Source organism: Demetria terragena DSM 11295 (assembly GCF_000376825.1).
Taxonomy (GTDB): Bacteria; Actinomycetota; Actinomycetes; order Actinomycetales; family Dermatophilaceae; genus Demetria; species Demetria terragena.
The window spans coordinates 1,351,504-1,369,914 of the sequence record NZ_AQXW01000004.1 but is presented as its reverse complement, the minus strand read 5'-3'; the positions used below and the strand labels follow the sequence as shown (position 1 = coordinate 1,369,914).

The following is an 18,411-nucleotide window of genomic DNA, read 5'->3' as shown; positions in this document are numbered from 1 at the left end:
TCATCGGTCTATGCGATGCGCGCCGTCCCCGATCTGCGCGATGAACGAGGCTGGCTTCGGGTGGTGAGCAGCGGCCGCGGCGGCGGCGCATGCGTTCACGATCGCATCGACGTCGCCGGCGTCCACCAACGCAATGACGCACCCACCAAATCCGCCGCCGGTCATGCGGGCGCCGTACGCCCCAGCCGAGACGGCAGTCTCCTGCAGCAGGTCGACGGTGGGCGCCGTGATCTCGAAGTCATGCCGCATCGACTCGTGAGAGGCGTTGAGGAGCGGGCCGATTCGTCGTGGGTCTGCGCCACCGGCCAAGAGTTGGGATACCTGCTTGACTCGTGCGCTGTCGGTGATGACATGGCGTGCACGTCGGCGCAGCACATCAGGCAGATCGGCAAGGCTCGACGCCACGTCATCGATCGGCACGTCGCGCAAAGCAGGCACGCCGAGTGCCTCGGCGGCCGCTTGGCAGGAGGCTCGGCGCTCGGCGTATTCGCCATCGGCGTGGGTATGCGGGGTGTTGCTGTCGATCACGAGTATCGCCAGGCCCGCGCGGTCGAGGTCGAGTGGCACCGGACGAATCTCGCCGGTCCGGGTGTCGATCTGCAGGACGTGGCCGACCCGACCGCACACCGAAGCGAGCTGATCCATCAGACCGGTCGGGGCCCCAGCGATGTGATTTTCTGCGTCGCGACCGAGCGCGGCAATCTCTGGGCCGTCCAGGCCCCACCCGGCGAGATCGTTCCACGCCTGCGCGGTCACACAGCTGAGCGCGGCCGATGACGACAGGCCGGCGCCGACGGGGACATTCGACGTGACTGCCAGGTCGATGCCCGGCACGGGGAGTCCGCGCTGGGAGGCGGCCCAGCCGACGCCCGCGACGTATGCCGCCCATCCGAGCCCAGCCCCGGGGGACACCTCGCTCAGACGCACCTCACACGACTCGTTCAGGTCCACGGCATGCAGGCGCAGGAGGTCGTCGTTCCGGAGTCGAACCTGTGCGGTTGCGCCCTGGGCGAGCGCCGCCGGTAAAACGAATCCGTCGTTGTAGTCGGTGTGCTCGCCGATGATGTTGATGCGCCCCGGAGCGAACCACGTGCCGTCGGGGGTTTCGACGCCTTCGAAGCGCTGCGCCTTCACAGTGACCGCAACCTCTCGGCCAACTGTTCGGGCTGGCCATCGTTGACCCAACCTCCTTGACCTGACTCGGAACCCGCGAGGAACTTGACCTTGCCTTCGGCTCGCCGCACCGACAAGAGTTCTAGGTGCAGCCAGGCTTCCTCGCGGTGCTGGCGCACTGGCGCCTGTTGCCAACCCGAGATGTACGGCGTCGGTTGTGAGTAGAGCCGGTCGAGCCTGCCCAACAGATCGAGATAGAGATGAGCGAAGTCATCCCGCTGCGCGGTGTCCAGTTCGGGCAGGTCACGCACCCGTCTCAGCGGGTAGACGTGAATCTCGATCGGCCACCGAGATGCAAACGGCAAGAAGGCGATCCACTCTTCCGTTTGCGCGATCACCCGGGCGCCGTCACGACGTTCGGACTCGATGATGTCGCCGAACAGGTTGCGGCCGTGTTCGGCCGCGTAGGCCTCTGCGCTCGCGAGCTCGCGTGAAGCCACATGGGGCACATAGGGATAGCCGTAGATCTGCCCATGGGGGTGCTGCAGTGTCACGCCGATCTCGGCGCCGCGGTTTTCGAATGGGTAGACATACTCGATCGTGTCGATCTGACTGAGCGCGTGCGTACGATCCGCCCAGGCGTCCAGGATGAGACGGGCGCGCTCGGGGCTGAGGTCAGCGAACGAGGCGTTGTGGTCGCTGCCGAAGCAGACCACCTCGCACCGCCCGAGGCCTGCGCTGGTCTGCTGCAGTGGAGTTTCGACGGTAGGTGCGGGCTGGCTATGGGTGCTGAATGAAGGAAAGCGGTTCTCAAAGACGACCACTTCGTAATCGCGTGAGGGGACCTCTGAGAGCCAACCATCCTTGCTTGGGCACAGCGGGCACTCACTGGCGGACGGCATGAAGGTGCGGGTCTGCCGGTGCGACGCCACGGCGATCCAGTCGCCGGTTAAGGGGTCGCACCGCATCTGCGAGTCGGGGTACGTGGACGGCAGGTCGCGTTCGTCCCGCGGCGCAACGCGGGCGGTGCCATCGATGTCGTACCACACGATCTCGCGTCCATCGGCGAGGAGTCCGTTTGTCCGGTGCATGTCATCCTTGGGTCTTCCGCTGTCCACGTCGACAGGGGATTGTGGTCGGTATGACTCTACGATTTCGTACTGCCGCGATGGTGTCGATCACCGCAGCGATAGTCAGTGGGACTGCGCTGCCTCCCGCGGGGGCGGCACCTCCCCATCCGAAACCACGCGGCGCCTTCGACTTGCAGGCGCATCGCGGCGGAATAGCCGAGCGCACGGAGAGTTCGCGGAGCTCGTTTAATCACGCGTTGTCCGTGGGCGTTTCGACACTCGAACTCGATGCGCAGATCACCCAGGATGACAAGGTGGTGGTGACTCATGACCGCAAGACCAACCCGGAGGTCTGCACGGACACTGCGCCTGCCAACCCTGGTGACCCCGAGTTTCCGTATGTCGGGAAGTACGTGAAAGACCTCACCCTCGCCCAACTTCAGACCCTTGACTGCGGCTTTCAGCAACGGCCGGGATATCCGCAACAGGTGCCGACCCCCGGCTCGCGGATGCTGGAACTATCGGATGTCTTTGATCTGGTGAAGAAGCGCAAGGCGCACAAGGTCGGCCTCAACATCGAGACGAAGGTGGAGGCCGGAGCGCCCGAGCAGACGGCACCTCGACAGAAGTTTGTCCGCCTGGTTCATCAGGAAATCAAGCGCTCCGGATTGCACCGTCAGGTGACCGTTCAGAGTTTCGACTGGGGCGCGTTGCGTCAGATGCACCGGTTGAACCCGCGAATTCCCCTGGTAGCGCTCACGAACTACGACTTTCTCGAGGTCGGCAAGCCCGGCGCGTCGCCGTGGACTGGTGGTCTCGATGTGGACGACTTCGACGGGGATTTCGTACGTGCTGCGGATGCCCTGCCCGGGGTGCGCACGGTGTCGCCGGTGGCCGGGTTCCCACAGGGTTGCTCGATGGCCGACCCCGACTGCGAGCCGTACGTCACCCGCGCCATGGTCCGCCGCGCACACGTTCGCGGGCTCACCGTCGTGCCGTGGACGGTGGATGATCCAGCGACCTTCCGTTACCTGCTGAAGGTCGGGGTCGACGGGATCATCACCAACGACCCCACGCAGGCGCGCGAGTTGCTCTGCGCGGCTGGCTACAAACTCCCCAAGCCCGTTCGCTGAGCGAATTGGGTCCCCGTGGGCGCGGACCCTGGACCACGCCCACGGGAAGTCTGATGTCAGCCGATCGCGCGCAGTCGCTCGAGCCAGGCCGAGCGCTCCTGTCGGGCGACCAATGCCTCCTCGAGCGTCACTTCCCGGAAGTGGATCGTGGCGTTGGGCGGCAGTTGGCCGATGGCGTCCATGTCGGCGCTGATCACGGCGCCAACCATGAGGTAGCCCCCGCCTGAGACGGCATCCCGGTGCAGGATGATCGGCTCCTGGCCCGAGGGGACCTGGATCGAGCCGATCGGGTAGCACGCGTCGGTGATGTTTGACGGGTCATCGCCCGCACCGAATGGCGGCTCGCGATCGATAAATCTGAGCGGTGTCCCGCCTTTGAGGCGATAGCCGACACGGTCCGCCTCCGAGGCCACCTTCCAGGGCTCCTGGAAGAACCCATCGAGTGAATCAGGCTGGACGCGATGGTCGTAAAGGCCTCGTACGACACGTAGCTCGCGCTCCTTGGCTAGAGGCATCCGCAGCGCCTCGGGGAGTGCACGGTGAGAAACCGCCGCACGTGGATCGCCCAGGGGGAGTGGGTCGCCCGGTTGCAGGGCCCGCCCGTGATGGCCGCCCAAGGAGCCGAGCCCGTAGGTCGCCCGACTGCCGAGCGCGACGGGAACGTCGAACCCGCCACTGACGGCAAGGTAGGCGCGGGCTCCCGCCGTGGCGAAGCCGAACGACAGCGTCTGCCCAGCCTCTACGTCGACCACCGTGTTGGTGGGATGAGGCGTGCCGTCCACGAGCGGCGTCATCTCCGCGCCGGTCACGGCAATCTGTCGCGAGTCGTTGAATCTCAACTCCGGACCCATCAGCGCGCATTCCAGCACGGCCGCGGTCTCGTCGTTGCCAAGAAGCAGATTGGCCGCACGGAACGAGATCTGGTCCATGGCACCCGAGGGCGGGATGCCGAGGTGGTACTGGCCGCTTCGGCCGTGGTCCTGAACGGTGGTCGACAGGCCGGGCTTGACGACCTCGATGGATGCGCTGTGCTCAGCCACGGAGTGCCTCCTGCAAGGTTGCCGGGTAGCCGGCCGGATCTGATTCAAAGTCCTTGAGCGCGAACGTGATTGGCGCTGTGCGTGGAATGAACTCATGGCGCTCGACCGACTCCAAGATGGAGTCGTACTCGGGTCGGTCGATGGGGCGGAATTGCACCACGTCGCCCGGGCGGAAGAAGATCATCTCCTCCTTCAAGTACGGGGTCTCTGCGGCCGGGTCATAGATCGGCATCGGAGTGACGCCAAACATTTGATACCCGCCGGCGCCGCGTACGGAGTAGATGCAACTGAACGCGCCGCCGTAGCCCACGGTCTGCTTAGGGGTATCAGTGCGGGGTCGCACATACTTCGGCACCTGAATCTGACGGTCTCGCTCGACCATTTGATACATGAAAGGCAGCCCCGCGACGAATCCCACCATAGAGACGAACCACGGTGTCCCCGAATGGGCTTCGATGAAAGCGGGCACGTCGTCATACCCATTGATCCGGGCGGCGTACTCCAAGTCAGTTCCACTGGGATCCTGGTGCCGGTCCCGGAACCGCATGAGTGTTTCGTAGGTCCAAGGATCGTTGTAGAGCACGGGGACCTCGACGATCCGAGTGTCTAGCGTCGCCTCCTGGCGGCCGACCCCAGCCTCAATCTCTTCAACGGTGCCGCGCAACTGCTCCAGCGGCAGGATGTCGGGGTCGAAGCGAACCTGAAAGGAAGCATTCGCCGGGCAGATCTCGGTGATGCCAGGAATCTTGCGCTCGGCAAGTTCCTGCGTCACGAGCAAGCTGGTGAAGTACGCGTCGAGCGACATCTCCTCTGACACTTCGACAAAGAGGTGCTCATCGGCACCAACGGTGTATCGGCTGGCCATCAGCTCATCGCCTCGCTCTCAATCCAGGTGGTATGAAAGGTGTTTGCCCGAACATCGGGGTGGGCCAGCAACGTGTCGAAGAACGGCAGGGTGGTGGCTGGACCGTCGATGTCGATCTCACGTAGCGCGCGTTCGAGGCGGGCAAGTGCGTGCTCGCGATCAGTGCCCCACACGATCAGTTTGCCGATGAGCGAGTCATAGAACGGGGGGATGCGATAGCCGGGGTATGCCATCGAATCGACGCGGACCCCAGGCCCCAGCGGCCATGTCAGGCTGGATATCTCCCCGGGGGAGGGCATGAACCCGCGAGCGGGGTCTTCGGCGTTGATGCGGACCTCGATGGCGTGCCCCCGCCGGGCAATCTGATCCTGGGTCAGGCCGAGCGGCTCACCCTGGCACACTCGAATCATGGCCGCTATCAGGTCAATTCCGGAGATTTCTTCAGAGATTGGGTGCTCGACCTGGATGCGGGTGTTCATCTCGATGAAGAAGAACTCAGTCGTGGTGGGGTCGTAGAGGAACTCCACTGTCCCCGCGCCGACATAGCCGACCGAGCGCGCGAGATCGACCGCCGCGGTGCACATCTGCTCGCGCACGTCGTCTGAGAGCGCTGCCGCTGGGGCCTCTTCCCAAATTTTCTGCCGACGACGCTGAAGTGAGCAGTCGCGCTCGAAGACGTGCACGGCGTCGTGACCATCACCCAGGATCTGCACCTCGATGTGACGTGCGCGGGGAACGAACCTTTCGAGGTAGACGGTGCCGTCGCCGAATGCCGCCTCGGCCTCCTGCTGCGCGGCCACGATCTCGGTCCTCAACTCGGCCTCATCAGCGGCCGGACGAATTCCACGACCGCCACCACCAGCGGAGGCTTTGATCAGCACGGGGTAACCGATCGAGTCGGCGGCCACCACCGCGGACTCGACATCGCGCACTGGGCCATCGCTTCCCGGAACCACGGGAACCCCGGCAGTGCGAGCCGTTTCGATGGCGCGCGCCTTGTCGCCCATCTTTTCAATCATGTTGGCATCCGGCCCAATCCACGTCAGACCGGCATCGGCAACCGCCCGCGCGAAGGCAGGGCTTTCCGACAAAAACCCGTAGCCGGGATGGATGGCATCGGCGTTGCTCTGGGTCGCTGCGGCGAGGAGGACCTCAGCGTTCAGATAGCTCTTCTTGGCGTGTGCGCCGCCAATGTGGACCGACTCATCGGCGAGCCAGACCGGGAGGGAATCTCGGTCCGCGTCGCTATAAGCGGCGATGGTTGTGATTCCCATTTCGCGGGCTGTGCGGATGATCCGTACGGCGATCTCGCCGCGGTTAGCGACGAGTAGGCGGGTGACTGAACCCACAGCTCATCCCACCTCGAGGCGGACCAGCGGATCGCCCACATCGACGGCGTCTTCGGTTTCAACTAGGACCTCGACAACGGTGCCAGCGACGTCTGTGGTGACCGGGTTAAACATCTTCATGACCTCGACCAGTCCGATCGTGTCCCCGACTGCGACCGTATCGCCCACGGAGACAAAGGGATCGGAGGTCGGCGACTCTCGGGTATAGAACGTGCCGGGTAGGGGTGAAGTGACGTCATGCGTGCTCATAGCTGAATCTCCTTCTGCGTAAAACTCTGGACGGTGATGCCGGAGTCATCGAGTGCGGTACGAGTGGCCGTTACCAGATCGAGGGCTCCGGGGGTATCGCTGTGTAGGCAGATCGAGTCGAACTCAAGGGGAACCTCGTCGCCATCGACCGTGGTCACGGTGCCCTGGCGACAGGCTTGTAGGACCTTGGCCGCAACATCCTTCGGGGACAGTCGACCGACATCACGAGTAAAGACAATGGTGCCGTCGGCGCCGTAGTGCCGGTCGCCGTACAACTCGCGGATCACGGGCTGGCCGAGCTTGCGCGCGATGACGTCGATCACGGTGCCCCCCATGACCAGGACGGGCAGGCTGGGGTCAACTCGTTGGAGTGCCTCGACCAGAGCGGTGGCGAAGTCTTCGTCCCGAGCCGCGTGCATGTAGAGAGCGCCATGCAGTTTGAGGTGCTGCAGGGGCACGTCCATGAGACGGGTGAACTCGCGAACAGCGCCGAGTTGGTAGATGACATCGGCGACGAGTTCATCGGGTGCGGCGTCGATATGACGCCGTCCGAACCCCACGAGATCGCGGAACCCGGGGTGGGCGCCGACGCCCACGCCGTGCTCGCGGGCGCGCCGGACGTTCAACGCGATGGTGGCTGGGTCGCCAGCGTGGAAACCCCCGGCGACATTGATTGAAGAGACCATCGGCATCAAGAGCCCGTCGATGTCGCCGTCGATGCGCCAGGTGCCGAAGCCCTCGCTCATGTCGCAGTTGAGATCTACTGCGGTCTTCACCGGGATGTCTCCTCGAAGTTGGAAGGTGTATTCAGCAGCGTGGCAGCGACGTAGGATATTGGGAAGACGAATGTTTCGATAGGTTGATATCGAATAACTGGATACCTGGAGATGTAGTGGGATTCACCATGCGGCAGCTGACCTACTTCGTCGCGGTGGCCGAAGCGGGACAGGTCAGTGCGGCGGCGCGGGAGCTCTATGTCTCACAATCTGCCGTGACGACGGCCGTGCAAGGTGTTGAGCGCGAGTTGGGGAGGGCGGTCTTCGAACGAAGCCCACGTGGCGTGACGCTGACCGCGGCAGGCCGGAGCCTCTTGCCCAAGGCTCGTCAGATCCTGGAGCTGGCACGTGAGGCGGAGACCTCCGCGCCCGGCGACACGGATATCCGGGGAACCCTGCGAGTCGGGGTGACCTACACGGTGATGGGCTACTTCTTGCCGACGCACATTCACCGGCTACGGCTGCAGTTTCCCCATCTGGACCTCCAGTGGTTCGAGATGGATCGAACCTCGATCGAGCAACAGGTAGTCGATGGCGATCTTGACTTGGCCGTGGTGCTCACGTCCAACGTCGACAGTCCAAAGATCCGCTACGAAACCCTGGTGCACTCCAGCCGGCGCCTGTGGGTCGCGCCACACCACCCGCTCGCCGAACTTACTGAACCGACACTCGCGGACGTCGCCGAGTTTCCGTACGCGCTCCTCACCGTCGACGAAGCCGATCAGACGACCCGCGCCTACTGGTCCGCGAAGCCGCCGACGGTCTATCTCAGCACGTCCTCGATCGAAGCGATCCGCAGTTTGGTCGCAGGCGGAGATGCGATCACGGTCCTGTCGGACATGGTCTATCGCCCGTGGTCGTTGGAAGGCGGGCGCATCGAGGCGGTCGTGCTCGCCGACCCCGTCCCAGACATGGACATTGGTCTGGCGTGGGCGCAGGGGCGAGAGTTTTCACCAGAGATGACGGTGCTGCATGACTATTTCCGGCACGTCATCGGTGGTCGGCTGACCTGACCGACAGGCCGGTGTGCACGCTCAATCGGCATCGATGACCTCACCGCGGGTGTTGACTACGCGAAGGTCGATGAGGTCGGGCAACTCCTTCTCGACGGCGGTCGCCAGCCGCGATACCGGCGGAAGATCGGAGGGGCTGGTGACGTGCACCTCAAACACCGTGCCCCGCTGACTGACTTCGGTGACCTCTGCGCCCGCAGTGTCGGCCACCCAACGATCGGCGGCTTGTTTCACCGCGGATTCCCAGTGTGCGAGAAGGTAGTTCGCTGCCGTGTTGATGCCGAGGAAAACGACGACGACGGTGAAGAGCAGGGCGACGGTCTTGGAGGTTCGGTCGGCGTGCGCATCGTCGGCGGTGTCGCCCGGCGCGGTGTATCCGAGGACCGTGAACAAGAACAGTCCTGCGATGACCAGCGACACCACGTTGGAGACGAACAGCAGCATGGCGCCCGCCGCGAGCCCGAAAGAGCCTTGCCCCAGACATAGGCCCACGACCACCAGTGGCGGGACCAGCGAGATCGAGATCGCCACTCCGGGCAGGACCGACCCGACGTCGCGCCGAGCAAACGCCAGCGCCCCGGCCAGCCCAGAGCCCAATGCAGCGACCAAGTCGATCAGGCTGGGAGAGACCCGGCCGGAGATCTGGCTATTGCCCAACAGTTCGTAGTCGGCCGGGAGCGCAAGGGAAAACAGCAGGCCAAGGGCAACGACGACCGCGACGCCGCCGAGGACATACGGGATGGACCCGTTGATTTGCCGCTTCACCACCGCAAGCGCAATTCCCATGATCGGTGTCGAGAGCGGGGCAATGATCATCGCGCCGATCACGGTCGCCGTGGAGTCCGAGAACACGCCAGCAGCCGCGATGATGCCCGACAGCACCAGCATTGACCAGAAGGCCGATTGCTTACCGACCGTGTCGCCAGTGAACTCCAAGTCCTCGGACAGCTCTTCTAGAGTTCGGCGCTGGGATTCGGGAAGCAGCTTCTGGCGCAAGGTGGTGAGCATGCCTGATTCTGACCCCACCGCATCGGCACTGGGGCATAGACCCGCAGAGAAGGAACAAAGACCGACGGGCATTGGTTGAAACGTCAATGAAATCCTTCGGCTTCCTGAGCTTCGGCCACTACTCACCGCTACGCGGTTCACAGACCCGCACGGCCGCGGACATGCTGCACCAGACGGTTGACCTCGCCGTCGCGGCGGACGAGCTCGGCGTCAACGGCGCGTACGTCCGGGTTCACCACTTCGAGCGGCAGGCGGCCGGGCCGATCCCTTTGCTCGCGGCGATGGCAGCGCGTACCCAGTCGATCGAGGTCGGCACTGGCGTGATCGACATGCGCTACGAGAACCCGCTGAGCCTTGCCGAGGACCTCGCCGCGCTCGACCTCCTCGCCGACCAGCGGATCGCCATCGGCATCTCGCGGGGATCGCCCGAGACCGCGGTGCGTGGATATGAAGCGTTCGGCTACACCGGCGCCCAAGACCCGCGCGGCGGTGACCTTGCTCGCGAGAAGTTCGCGACCTTCCTCCAAGCGATCGACGGTGAGGGCATGGTCGACGCCGACCCGGCACGTGCGCCGCGCGGAACCCGGCTGCCGGTGCAGCCTCACTCGCCTGGCCTGCGCGATCGCATCTGGTGGGGTTCGGGCTCGCGCGACACAGCCGGGTGGGTCGGTGAACTCGGTCTCAACATGATGTCCTCGACCCTGCTCACGGAGGCAGACGGCACCCCCTTCCACGAGTTGCAGCGGTCGCAGATCGATCGCTATCGGGAGGCGTATGCCGGCGCCGGGCACCCGCGTACCCCGCGGGTTTCGGTGAGCCGCAGCGTGTTTCCGCTGGTGAGCGACCTGGACCGCGCATACTTCGGTGGTCGACCCGACGAGGACCAGGTCGGGATCATCGACGGCTACCGGTCGACCTTCGGCAAGACCTACGCCGCTGAGCCGGATGTCCTGATCGAGCAACTGAAGGCTGACTCGGCGGTCATGGCCGCCGACACTCTGATGCTCACGATCCCCAACCAGTTGGGTGTCGACTACAACGCCCACGTGCTGGAGGCGTTCGCCGAGCACGTCGCGCCCGCTCTTGGCTGGGAGCCCGCAACGTCACGTACCTGACCGATCCCCCAGAACGCAGTGGGCTGGATAAATCCCGCAGATGGGCTACCCGCTGCTGGATGCATGACTCCAGGCGTGGACCTCCCGCAGGAAGGCCAGCTGGTCCTTGATTCGACCGTTCAGGTTAGGTGGCAGTGCGGTCGCCGGGCCGCCGAACATCGAGTGATCGGCCTTCAAGAGTCCCTGTGCGAGTGCGCCGTTGGGAGGCGGGATGGCCGCCTGGGCTGTCTCGTTGAAGCGGACATAGAGGAACTTCGGACTCCCGAGCTTCAGGCTGTACTGGTCGACGGAACCCACCCACGCCCACGGAATCACGTTCGGCCCCCACATCAGTTGGTGCGGCTCGACGATAAGCCGCGCCGGGCGGGCGAGGCGCACTATCGAGGCCACGACACCTGCGAGGCCGAACAGGATGATGAAGCCAAACCATGCCACCCCGAGGGGCCGGTTGCCGTCACCATCGAGCGTCACCATCAGGCCGATGACGCCGACGGCAAGAAACACCACACCGACCAGCAGCAGGAGCGAGGCCTTCACGGGGCTCGTGTGCAGCACGACGCGCCCGGTCTGCGCCATCTCGGCGTGCCACCTCTGCACCTGTGGGGATGGCCGCCGTGCATTCATGGCCCCGACCCTAGACAGGTATGCCCCGCACCCCGACAGCAGCCGCGAGCGCGTTTGATTCACACCGCACCGGCTCGGGCTCCCGCGCTCGGACCCATGGGGTCGTTACTCTCGGGGCCGTGAGCCAACCACTTGCCGGCTATGCCGTCGTCCTCGCCGTGGGTCTCGCTGGGGTCCTGCTCTTCGGCGCCGCGATGGTGATGAGACGCCTCCTCGCGCCGGTGTCGCCGGTCGCGACCCGACTCACGACGTACGAGTCCGGCGTCGATCCGGTGGGGCACGGCTGGGCGCAGTCGCAGATTCGCTATCTCGGGTTCGCCTTCCTCTATGTCGTCTTCGCCGTGGACGCGGTTTATCTCTTCCCCTGGGCCACGGTGTTGCGAGACACCAACCTTGGGATGGCGAGCCTGGTGGAGATGGCCATCTTCATCGGCGTGCTTCTGGTCGGGCTAGCCCACGCCGCGCGCCGCGGACTGCTGCGGTGGACGGCATGACCGAAAAGTCCTCTGCCGTCGACCTCCCCACTCCTCGTGTCGGTCCGCTACAGCAGGTAGCACCCAAGCCGATGCGGCTGATCCTCAACTGGGGTCGGCGCTATTCGCTGTGGGTGTTTAACTTCGGACTTGCTTGCTGTGCCATCGAATTCATCGCCGCCAGCATGGCCCGGCACGACTTCATTCGGTTGGGTGTCATCCCCTTCGCTCCTGGTCCGCGCCAGGCCGACTTGATGGTCGTCTCCGGGACGGTGACCGACAAGATGGCTCCTGCTGTTCGTCGTCTCTATGACCAGATGCCCGAGCCGAAGTACGTCATTTCGTTTGGCGCATGCTCCAACTCTGGTGGGCCGTACTGGGATTCGTACTCAGTCACCAAGGGCGTCGACCAGATCATTCCGGTCGATGTCTACGTTCCTGGATGCCCGCCACGTCCAGAAGCACTGCTACACGGCATCCTGACGCTGCAGGAGTCGATCGCGAGCGAGCGCCTCACCACAGAGGGTGTTGCGGCCCGGCGCCGCTTTGCTGGCGCCGTGACGCGGCCGCTGGTGGCGCCGCCGGAGGCTGCCGATGAGCAGTGAACCGCTGCGCCGAGAGTGCGCTCCCCTCGACTGGTACGCCACGCTCGAAGGTCTGCGCGGGGAAGGTTTCGCGTTCTTCGACTTCCTTACCGCCGTGGATCAGACGGACGCGGAAGAGGACCCAGGGTTCGAGATCATCGTCCACCTGTACGACATGGGGTCGCCCGCCGCGCTCCGCTCAGTCTTGGTGCGTACCCGCATCGCTGATGGCGCACCGCTGCCGAGCGTCACGACCCTGTGGCGCGGCGCCGCCTGGCATGAGCGCGAGACCCACGAAATGTTCGGCATTGCCTTCACCGGATTCGAAGACGGCAGCCGACTCGGGGTCCGACCACTGCTTCTTCCCGAGGGCTTCGAGGGACACCCGCTGCGCAAGAGCTTTGTGCTGGCGGCGCGTGTCTCCAAGCCGTGGCCGGGCGCGAAAGACCCTGGTGAGTCAGGAGATTCGCCAGCACCGAAGCGCGGACGCAGGAAAAACCTTCCGCCGGGAGTGCCCGACTCGTCATGGGGGCCGAGGTGATCGGCCTGACGATTCTGGAGATCGTGCTCCGCGCGGCTCTGGTGCTGGGGGCGTTCTTGGTGCTGCCCCTGCTCGTAGGGCAGACCGAGCACAAGGTCATGGCGCACATGCAGGGCCGTCTGGGGCCGATGCACGCCGGGGGATTCCACGGCTGGGCACAACTCATCGCCGACGGGGTGAAGTTCGCCCAGAAAGAAGACATCGTTCCGGCTGCTGCCGATCGAACGGTTTTCCGACTGGCGCCTGCAGTGGCATTGGTGTCCTATCTCGTCGCGCTCGCGGTCATCCCGCTCTCCGACGGAGTGGCCGGGGCAAACATGCCAGGCAGCCTGCTGGTTGTTCTCGCGGTCACGGGCGTCGGTGCCCTCGGCACCTTGATGGCCGGGTGGGGGTCGGGCAATAAGTACGCCCTCGTGGGCGCAATGCGTTCGGCCGCGCAGTTGGTGAGTTACGAACTCCCGCTGATCCTGGCGACCGCATCCTTTGCTCTGGCAGCCGGCTCGCTGTCGCTGACCGACATCGCCCACGCCTGGACACCGTGGTGGCTGATCTGGCAATTGCCTGCCGCGCTCGTGCTGATGGTCGCTGCCACTGCCGAGTTGCAGCGGCCGCCGTTCGATATGCCGATCGCTGACGCTGAACTGGTGATGGGTCCTTATACCGAGTACGGCGGTCTGCGCTTCGCCTTCTTCCTTCTGGCCGAATATGCCGGAATCGTCGTGATGTCACTGCTGTTCGTCGTGCTCTACCTCGGCGGCTGGACGGGTCCGTTCGACGACACGATCGGGTGGCTGTGGACCCTTCTTAAAGGATTCGCCGTGGCAGTGTTCATCATCTGGATGCGCGTTGCCTGGCCGCGGATGCGTGAAGATCAGTTGCAGCGACTTGCCTGGCTCGGGTTGGTGCCGCTGGCGTTGCTGCAGTTGGCCATCACCGCCATTGGGGTCGTGCTCACCACCCGATGAGTCAATACTGAGGGGCATGGGACTCCGTGACTGGCTTTCTGGCAGCCGCAAGGGCGACTCGGACGCAGAGCACGAACCGAGCGAAGCACCTCTAGTCGCGCCCGAAGGGCCGGTGCCAGGCGAGCGCGAGGCGTGGCGGCCCCACCCCGTGATGTCCTCGGCGTACCCACCATATGAGGGCGCGACCTTCGCGGGGCTGGTCATGAGTTGGGTGGTGATCGGAACGGAGGACAGCAGTGACCTTGAAGAGCGCATAAGCGACCTCATCGACAGCGGCGAGTTCGCCTGGGAATTTCCCGATGAGCCCGAGTTGAGCGAGGACGAAGCACGGGAGGTGCTCGAGGCCGTCATTGCCGAGCACAATCGCCTGGTCCCGCACTCCGCGCGAGACACCATCAACCTACGGCGCGCGTTCAGCAGACTGGAGGCCGATGGCATCGCCGTGTCTTTCGGCGTGGGCTGGGACACCGGTGAAGGGGCCGAAGACGGATATGAGCAGGCTCAGGCCATGGCTACTCGCCGTGGCAATGCCGTTCTGGGGTATGTGTATTCGCACACCCAGGACATCGATCGGCTGGTCGCGACCGGCACCCTCCTGATCGGCTTCTCCGATATGTCAGGAGACATGGGGTCCGGCGCGGCACGATTGGCCGAGCGCGTGGTGGACACGGTGCGCGGCTATGACCTTCCGGTGCACTGGAGCGGCGACCCCACGGCCTGCATCGAGGTCGGACCGATCCGCTATGAGCAGCCCTTCCCCGAGGCCTGAGGTCGCGCGCCTGGTCACTTCACGTAGAGGTCCGTCAGGTTGGGCCGTCCCTGATTGGGATCGATCACGAGACCGCCAACCTTCGTGCCGTGGATCACGGACGCCCGCGAGTACCAAGTCGGCACGACCGGAACGATTTCGGAGACGATCTTCTTGTCGATCTTGGTCCATTCCGGGCCTTGCTTGGCGAGCGGCATCTCGGAGATGCGACGCATCTCGACGTCCAACTTCTTGTTCTTCACGTTGCCGACGCCGCCGTTGCGCGGCAGCGAGCTCTTGAACAGGGGAGGATAGATGGAATCACCGGAAGGCCAGTCGTAGCACCAACCGTTGGTGAAACCGTTGCCGAGATTGGTCGGTGCATCGGGATTGTTCCGTTTGGCGCGGTGATCATCCGAAGACACCCCAATGGGCTTGAGCTTGAACCCTGCCTTCTCCAGGCCCTGCTTCTTGGCAGCCTGCGCCTTGATGGACTCAGGTGTGTCGTTGACGTAGTAGTAGGACAACTCGAAGCCCAACTTTCCGGCCTTCTTCAGCATTGCCCGCGCTTTTTCTGGATTTCCTGCGCCTTGGCCGTTCTGCCCTTCAGGCAGGGAGTAGCGGGTGAATCCGGGCAACTGGGGCACGGCCAGAGTGCCGCCGGGTGCCACGTTGAACTGGGTGGCTCCCGACGCGATCCGGATGGCGTTGGTCGGCCAAGCCATCACCACGGCGCGACGCACAGCCAGCGGAATGCGAGTCGTGTCCATGGTCCCTTCCCAACTGGTGCATGGGTTGGGTCCAGTGACAACTTGGTTCTTCTTCGGTCCGAGCGCATCGCGCAAGACGGTGGGGCTGACACCCTCCCAACTGAGGGCGAACTGCTCCGGGCCTTTGTCGGCCATGATCGCCTTCGCGGTAGCAGACTCATCCCGCCCAAAGTTGAACTCGAAAGTGTCCGGAAACTGATTCCGCGAAGGGTCAGTCTTGGGGTTCCAGTGCTCGTTTCTGTCCAGAACGAGTTGCGAGCCGAGCTTGTGGGTCTTGATCTTGTACGGGCCGGTCGAAACCCAACGCTTGCGGTAGTCGAGCTTGGTGTCCTTAGCCTTCGGGATCCCCCCGAACATCGTCAAAGAGGCGAAGTAGGGAAATGACTCCATCTTGCGGACGAGGTTGAAGGTGATGGTGCCCTTGGCGTCGTCGTAGGAGATTCCCTCAAACTTTTCACCAGATTTCCACGGACCTTTGTACGAGTCGCCGCCTTTGAGGTATTCGATCTGGAAGGTCGGTCCGCCAGGCATCTCCTCAGTGGCGAAGGAACGCTTCACTGAATAGGCGATGTCGCGTGCCTTGATTGGCGTACCGTCCTCGTATTTCAGGCCCTTCTTCAGCGTGTAGGTCCAGGACAGGCCGTCCGGAGACTTGCGTCCCAGGTCCGTGGCCAGATCCGGGACCAGAACCGAATCCTTACCGTCCATTTTGAACTGCGTGAGGGTGCGCGTCGTCAGACGCAGTATCGCTTGGGCGTCGTTGGAGTACTGCGTCGAAGGATCCGAGGTGTCCAGCGTTCCTTTGGTATTGAGGATGATTTTGCCGCCGGGCTTGGCGCCAGCAGGCTGCGGCGCAGGGCCTTTCGCTTCAGGCTGAAAGCCGGCGCTGGCCGGCACGGTGGCGCCATCGTCGCTCGGCCCGGCCTCCTCGGAGTCCGAAGTGGAGGTGCTGCACGCGGCGAGCGCGAGCATTCCGGTGGCGATGGTGACAGCAGTGGCGCTACGCATGACGTCCTTTACCTTGCTTGGGCGGCTCAACGAGGGGAGCCGACCCGCGTGAGCCTAGCCCCCACGGCACGCATCGAGATGGGACCGATCACTTCACATAGAGGTCCGTCAGGTGTGGCATGCCCTGGTTGGGGTCAACGATCACGCCACCGACCTTGGTACCGAAGATGACCGACGCCCGGGAGTACGACATGGGCACGACAGGCACGATCTCGGACACGATCTTCTTGTCGATCTTGCTCCACTCGGGACCCTGCTTGCCCAACGGCATGCGGGACACCCGCTCCATCTCCTGATCGAGTTCCCTGCTCTGCACGTTGCCCACACCGGAGTTCTTGGGGAGGGTGCTCTTGAAAAGCGGCGGGTAGACCGAGTCGCCGGATGGCCAGTCATAGCACCAGCCTGCGGACACTCCGTTGCCCATGTTGGTCGGCGCCTTGGGGGCAGAGATTTTGCCGCGGTAAGCGCTCGAGTTGACGCCGATGGCCTTGACTGTGAATCCGGCCCGCTCGAGGGCTTCCTGCTTGACGCCCTGCACCTTGCGACTTTCGTCGGTGTCGTTGCCGTAGTAGTACGACAGTACGAAGCCGATCTTTCCGGCCTTCTTCAACATCTCGCGGGCCTTCTCCGGGTTGCCTGCGCCTTGCCCGTCTTGGCCTTTGGGGAGGGCGTACCTCGTAAACCCGGGCATCTGCGGTACCGAGATCGAGCCGCCAGGCGCAGAACTGAAGCGGGTGCTCCCGCCGGCAAGCCGGATACCTTCTGTCGGCCAGGCCATCACGATCGCGCGGCGTACGGCGAGCGGAACCTTGGTGGTGTCGATGGTGGCGCCACCCCAACTGGTGCACGGGTCTGCGCCGGTCGCGACCTGGTTCTTCTTGGGACCGATCGCGTCGTTGACGATCGAGGCGTCGACCCCGGCCCAACTGAGCGTGCGCTGGTCGGGCCCGTTGTTGGCCATGATGGCTTTCGCTGTCGCGGTCTCTTGCTGCTGGAAATTGATCTCAATGCGATCCGGGAACTGGTTGCGCGACGGGTCGCTCGCGGGGTCCCACTGATCGTTCTTGGCGAGGACGAGCCGGGAGCCCTTGGCATACGAATCGATCTTGTATGGGCCGGTCGCGACCCAACGGTTCTTATATGTGAGCTTGGTGTCCTTCGCCTTGGGAACGCCGCCAAAAAGCGTGAGCGACGCGAAGTAGGGAAAGGACTCCATCTTCTTGCGCAGGTGAAACGTGACCGTCCGGGAGCTGTCGTCGTGGGTGATCCCGGCGAACTTCTCCCCGGACTTCCACGGACCCTTGTAGGTGTCCCCGTCGTTGAAGTACTCGATCTGGAAGGTCGGTCCGCCCGGCATCTCCTCGGTGGCGAACGATCGCTTGACCGAGTACGCCACGTCGGACGCCTTGACGGTCGAGCCGTCCTCGAACTTCACGTCATCCTTGAGCGTGAACGACCACGAGAGCCCATCCTTGGATCGCTTGCCGAGGTCGGTTGCCATGTCGGGTACGAGAACTGACTTCTTGCCCTTCATCTTGAACTGCGTCAGGGTCCGAGTTGTCAGCCGCAGAATGGCCTGGGCGTCGTTGTAGTACTGGGTCGAGGGGTCCATGTTGTCGGGGACGCTCTCGGTTTTGATGATGACCGTGCCGCCGGTCTTTGCGCCGTCCGGCTTGGGAGCGGGTCCCGTTGCGGTGGGCTCGAATCCCGCACTGGCGGGCACCGATTCGAAGTCTTCCTCAGGCCCATCGGAACCGGTGGAACTGGTGCCACCGCCACTGCACGCCGCGAGGGTGAGTGCCCCGGTGGTCACGATCGCTGCAACTCGCCTCGTACTCACGCCGTGCCTCCCTGTCGTGAACGTATCGCCTGGGGAAACTCATACCATCGGCGGCGGCCGGCGCGGGGAGAATCGCATCGAACCCGATCAGATTGGCGGTCAAGTCAACCTGTGTCGTGGCAATGCC

The 18,411-nt window shown here is 64.1% G+C and carries 19 protein-coding genes; 8 read left to right on the top strand and 11 right to left on the bottom strand.

The window, feature by feature from the left end; all coding sequences use genetic code 11:
• Both galK and galT read right to left on the bottom strand, forming a co-directional pair.
• A complete protein-coding gene (galK, locus tag F562_RS0110860; RefSeq protein ID WP_018156985.1) occupies positions 1 to 1,134 on the bottom strand; it encodes a galactokinase in 1,134 nt (377 codons plus the stop codon).
• Positions 1,131 to 2,204: a galactose-1-phosphate uridylyltransferase gene (galT, locus tag F562_RS0110855; protein WP_018156984.1), complete on the bottom strand. Its 1,074-nt coding sequence runs from the start codon at positions 2,202 to 2,204 to the stop codon at positions 1,131 to 1,133. Before galT ends, galK begins: the two co-directional genes overlap by 4 nt.
• 50 nt (positions 2,205 to 2,254) lie before the next feature.
• Between galT and F562_RS0110850 the strand changes: the two genes are divergently transcribed.
• Complete coding sequence (locus tag F562_RS0110850) at positions 2,255 to 3,316, top strand: glycerophosphodiester phosphodiesterase family protein (RefSeq protein WP_026181199.1); 1,062 nt, start codon at positions 2,255 to 2,257, stop codon at positions 3,314 to 3,316.
• A 56-nt stretch (positions 3,317 to 3,372) separates the two neighbouring features.
• Here the strand turns inward: F562_RS0110850 and F562_RS0110845 are convergent, their stop codons facing one another.
• The 5 genes from F562_RS0110845 to F562_RS0110825 are packed head-to-tail and all read right to left on the bottom strand — an operon-like array spanning position 3,373 to position 7,595.
• Entirely contained in the window at positions 3,373 to 4,356 is a 984-nt protein-coding gene (locus F562_RS0110845; RefSeq protein WP_018156982.1) for a 5-oxoprolinase subunit C family protein, read from the bottom strand.
• Positions 4,349 to 5,221 carry a 5-oxoprolinase subunit B family protein gene (locus F562_RS0110840; protein ID WP_018156981.1) on the bottom strand — a complete coding sequence of 291 codons (873 nt, stop codon included), beginning with the start codon at positions 5,219 to 5,221 and terminating at the stop codon, positions 4,349 to 4,351. The genes F562_RS0110845 and F562_RS0110840 overlap by 8 nt, the downstream gene beginning before the upstream one ends.
• Positions 5,221 to 6,570 carry an acetyl-CoA carboxylase biotin carboxylase subunit gene (locus tag F562_RS0110835; protein ID WP_018156980.1) on the bottom strand — a complete coding sequence of 450 codons (1,350 nt, stop codon included), beginning with the start codon at positions 6,568 to 6,570 and terminating at the stop codon, positions 5,221 to 5,223. The genes F562_RS0110840 and F562_RS0110835 overlap by 1 nt, the downstream gene beginning before the upstream one ends.
• 3 nt (positions 6,571 to 6,573) lie before the next feature.
• Positions 6,574 to 6,819, bottom strand: coding sequence for an acetyl-CoA carboxylase (locus tag F562_RS0110830; RefSeq protein ID WP_018156979.1), 246 nt, complete (start codon positions 6,817 to 6,819; stop codon positions 6,574 to 6,576).
• Positions 6,816 to 7,595 carry a 5-oxoprolinase subunit PxpA gene (locus F562_RS0110825; RefSeq protein ID WP_018156978.1) on the bottom strand — a complete coding sequence of 260 codons (780 nt, stop codon included), beginning with the start codon at positions 7,593 to 7,595 and terminating at the stop codon, positions 6,816 to 6,818. The genes F562_RS0110830 and F562_RS0110825 overlap by 4 nt, the downstream gene beginning before the upstream one ends.
• A gap of 128 nt (positions 7,596 to 7,723) precedes the next feature.
• Between F562_RS0110825 and F562_RS0110820 the strand changes: the two genes are divergently transcribed.
• Positions 7,724 to 8,608 carry a LysR family transcriptional regulator gene (locus F562_RS0110820; protein WP_040385774.1) on the top strand — a complete coding sequence of 295 codons (885 nt, stop codon included), beginning with the start codon at positions 7,724 to 7,726 and terminating at the stop codon, positions 8,606 to 8,608.
• A gap of 21 nt (positions 8,609 to 8,629) precedes the next feature.
• Here F562_RS0110820 and F562_RS0110815 read toward each other — a convergent pair whose 3' ends face one another.
• Positions 8,630 to 9,616, bottom strand: a complete 987-nt coding sequence (locus tag F562_RS0110815) for a DUF389 domain-containing protein (RefSeq protein WP_018156976.1) — start codon at positions 9,614 to 9,616, stop codon at positions 8,630 to 8,632.
• 86 nt (positions 9,617 to 9,702) lie between these two features.
• Here F562_RS0110815 and F562_RS0110810 point away from each other — a divergent pair, with 86 nt between their 5' ends.
• Positions 9,703 to 10,731 (top strand): LLM class flavin-dependent oxidoreductase, encoded by a 1,029-nt coding sequence (locus F562_RS0110810; RefSeq protein ID WP_018156975.1) that lies wholly within the window; start codon positions 9,703 to 9,705, stop codon positions 10,729 to 10,731.
• A gap of 45 nt (positions 10,732 to 10,776) precedes the next feature.
• Here F562_RS0110810 and F562_RS0110805 read toward each other — a convergent pair whose 3' ends face one another.
• Positions 10,777 to 11,355 (bottom strand): hypothetical protein, encoded by a 579-nt coding sequence (locus F562_RS0110805; protein ID WP_156822621.1) that lies wholly within the window; start codon positions 11,353 to 11,355, stop codon positions 10,777 to 10,779.
• A gap of 119 nt (positions 11,356 to 11,474) precedes the next feature.
• On the opposite strand from F562_RS0110805, the gene F562_RS0110800 reads away from it, so the two are divergent.
• The 5 genes from F562_RS0110800 to F562_RS20195 are packed head-to-tail and all read left to right on the top strand — an operon-like array spanning position 11,475 to position 14,687.
• Complete coding sequence (locus tag F562_RS0110800) at positions 11,475 to 11,849, top strand: NADH-quinone oxidoreductase subunit A (RefSeq protein WP_018156973.1); 375 nt, start codon at positions 11,475 to 11,477, stop codon at positions 11,847 to 11,849.
• Entirely contained in the window at positions 11,846 to 12,433 is a 588-nt protein-coding gene (locus F562_RS0110795) for an NADH-quinone oxidoreductase subunit B (RefSeq protein ID WP_026181197.1), read from the top strand. The genes F562_RS0110800 and F562_RS0110795 overlap by 4 nt, the downstream gene beginning before the upstream one ends.
• The gene (locus F562_RS0110790; RefSeq protein ID WP_018156971.1) at positions 12,423 to 12,953 is read left to right on the top strand and encodes an NADH-quinone oxidoreductase subunit C; all 531 of its coding nucleotides are present in this window, start codon (positions 12,423 to 12,425) and stop codon (positions 12,951 to 12,953) included. The genes F562_RS0110795 and F562_RS0110790 overlap by 11 nt, the downstream gene beginning before the upstream one ends.
• Entirely contained in the window at positions 12,938 to 13,918 is a 981-nt protein-coding gene (locus F562_RS0110785; RefSeq protein ID WP_018156970.1) for a complex I subunit 1/NuoH family protein, read from the top strand. Before F562_RS0110790 ends, F562_RS0110785 begins: the two co-directional genes overlap by 16 nt.
• 16 nt (positions 13,919 to 13,934) lie before the next feature.
• Positions 13,935 to 14,687: a DUF6891 domain-containing protein gene (locus tag F562_RS20195; protein WP_018156969.1), complete on the top strand. Its 753-nt coding sequence runs from the start codon at positions 13,935 to 13,937 to the stop codon at positions 14,685 to 14,687.
• Positions 14,688 to 14,701: 14 nt separating this feature from the next.
• Here the strand turns inward: F562_RS20195 and F562_RS0110775 are convergent, their stop codons facing one another.
• Both F562_RS0110775 and F562_RS0110770 read right to left on the bottom strand, forming a co-directional pair.
• Complete coding sequence (locus tag F562_RS0110775; RefSeq protein WP_018156968.1) at positions 14,702 to 16,444, bottom strand: ABC transporter substrate-binding protein; 1,743 nt, start codon at positions 16,442 to 16,444, stop codon at positions 14,702 to 14,704.
• 88 nt (positions 16,445 to 16,532) lie between these two features.
• Entirely contained in the window at positions 16,533 to 18,284 is a 1,752-nt protein-coding gene (locus F562_RS0110770; RefSeq protein ID WP_156822619.1) for an ABC transporter substrate-binding protein, read from the bottom strand.
• Positions 18,285 to 18,411 lie beyond the last annotated feature (127 nt).

What these genes read in the sequence shown, in the direction of transcription:
- galT (WP_018156984.1), bottom strand. Translation starts at nt 2,204, where the DNA reads ATGCACCGGACAAACGGACTCCTCGCCGATGGACGCGAGATCGTGTGG.
- F562_RS0110850 (WP_026181199.1), top strand. Translation starts at nt 2,255, where the DNA reads ATGACTCTACGATTTCGTACTGCCGCGATGGTGTCGATCACCGCAGCG.
- F562_RS0110840 (WP_018156981.1), bottom strand. Translation starts at nt 5,221, where the DNA reads ATGGCCAGCCGATACACCGTTGGTGCCGATGAGCACCTCTTTGTCGAA.
- F562_RS0110830 (WP_018156979.1), bottom strand. Translation starts at nt 6,819, where the DNA reads ATGAGCACGCATGACGTCACTTCACCCCTACCCGGCACGTTCTATACC.
- F562_RS0110820 (WP_040385774.1), top strand. Translation starts at nt 7,724, where the DNA reads ATGCGGCAGCTGACCTACTTCGTCGCGGTGGCCGAAGCGGGACAGGTC.
- F562_RS0110815 (WP_018156976.1), bottom strand. Translation starts at nt 9,616, where the DNA reads ATGCTCACCACCTTGCGCCAGAAGCTGCTTCCCGAATCCCAGCGCCGA.
- F562_RS0110810 (WP_018156975.1), top strand. Translation starts at nt 9,703, where the DNA reads ATGAAATCCTTCGGCTTCCTGAGCTTCGGCCACTACTCACCGCTACGC.
- F562_RS0110805 (WP_156822621.1), bottom strand. Translation starts at nt 11,355, where the DNA reads ATGAATGCACGGCGGCCATCCCCACAGGTGCAGAGGTGGCACGCCGAG.
- F562_RS0110795 (WP_026181197.1), top strand. Translation starts at nt 11,846, where the DNA reads ATGACCGAAAAGTCCTCTGCCGTCGACCTCCCCACTCCTCGTGTCGGT.
- F562_RS0110790 (WP_018156971.1), top strand. Translation starts at nt 12,423, where the DNA reads ATGAGCAGTGAACCGCTGCGCCGAGAGTGCGCTCCCCTCGACTGGTAC.
- F562_RS0110785 (WP_018156970.1), top strand. Translation starts at nt 12,938, where the DNA reads ATGGGGGCCGAGGTGATCGGCCTGACGATTCTGGAGATCGTGCTCCGC.
- F562_RS20195 (WP_018156969.1), top strand. Translation starts at nt 13,935, where the DNA reads ATGGGACTCCGTGACTGGCTTTCTGGCAGCCGCAAGGGCGACTCGGAC.
- F562_RS0110775 (WP_018156968.1), bottom strand. Translation starts at nt 16,444, where the DNA reads ATGCGTAGCGCCACTGCTGTCACCATCGCCACCGGAATGCTCGCGCTC.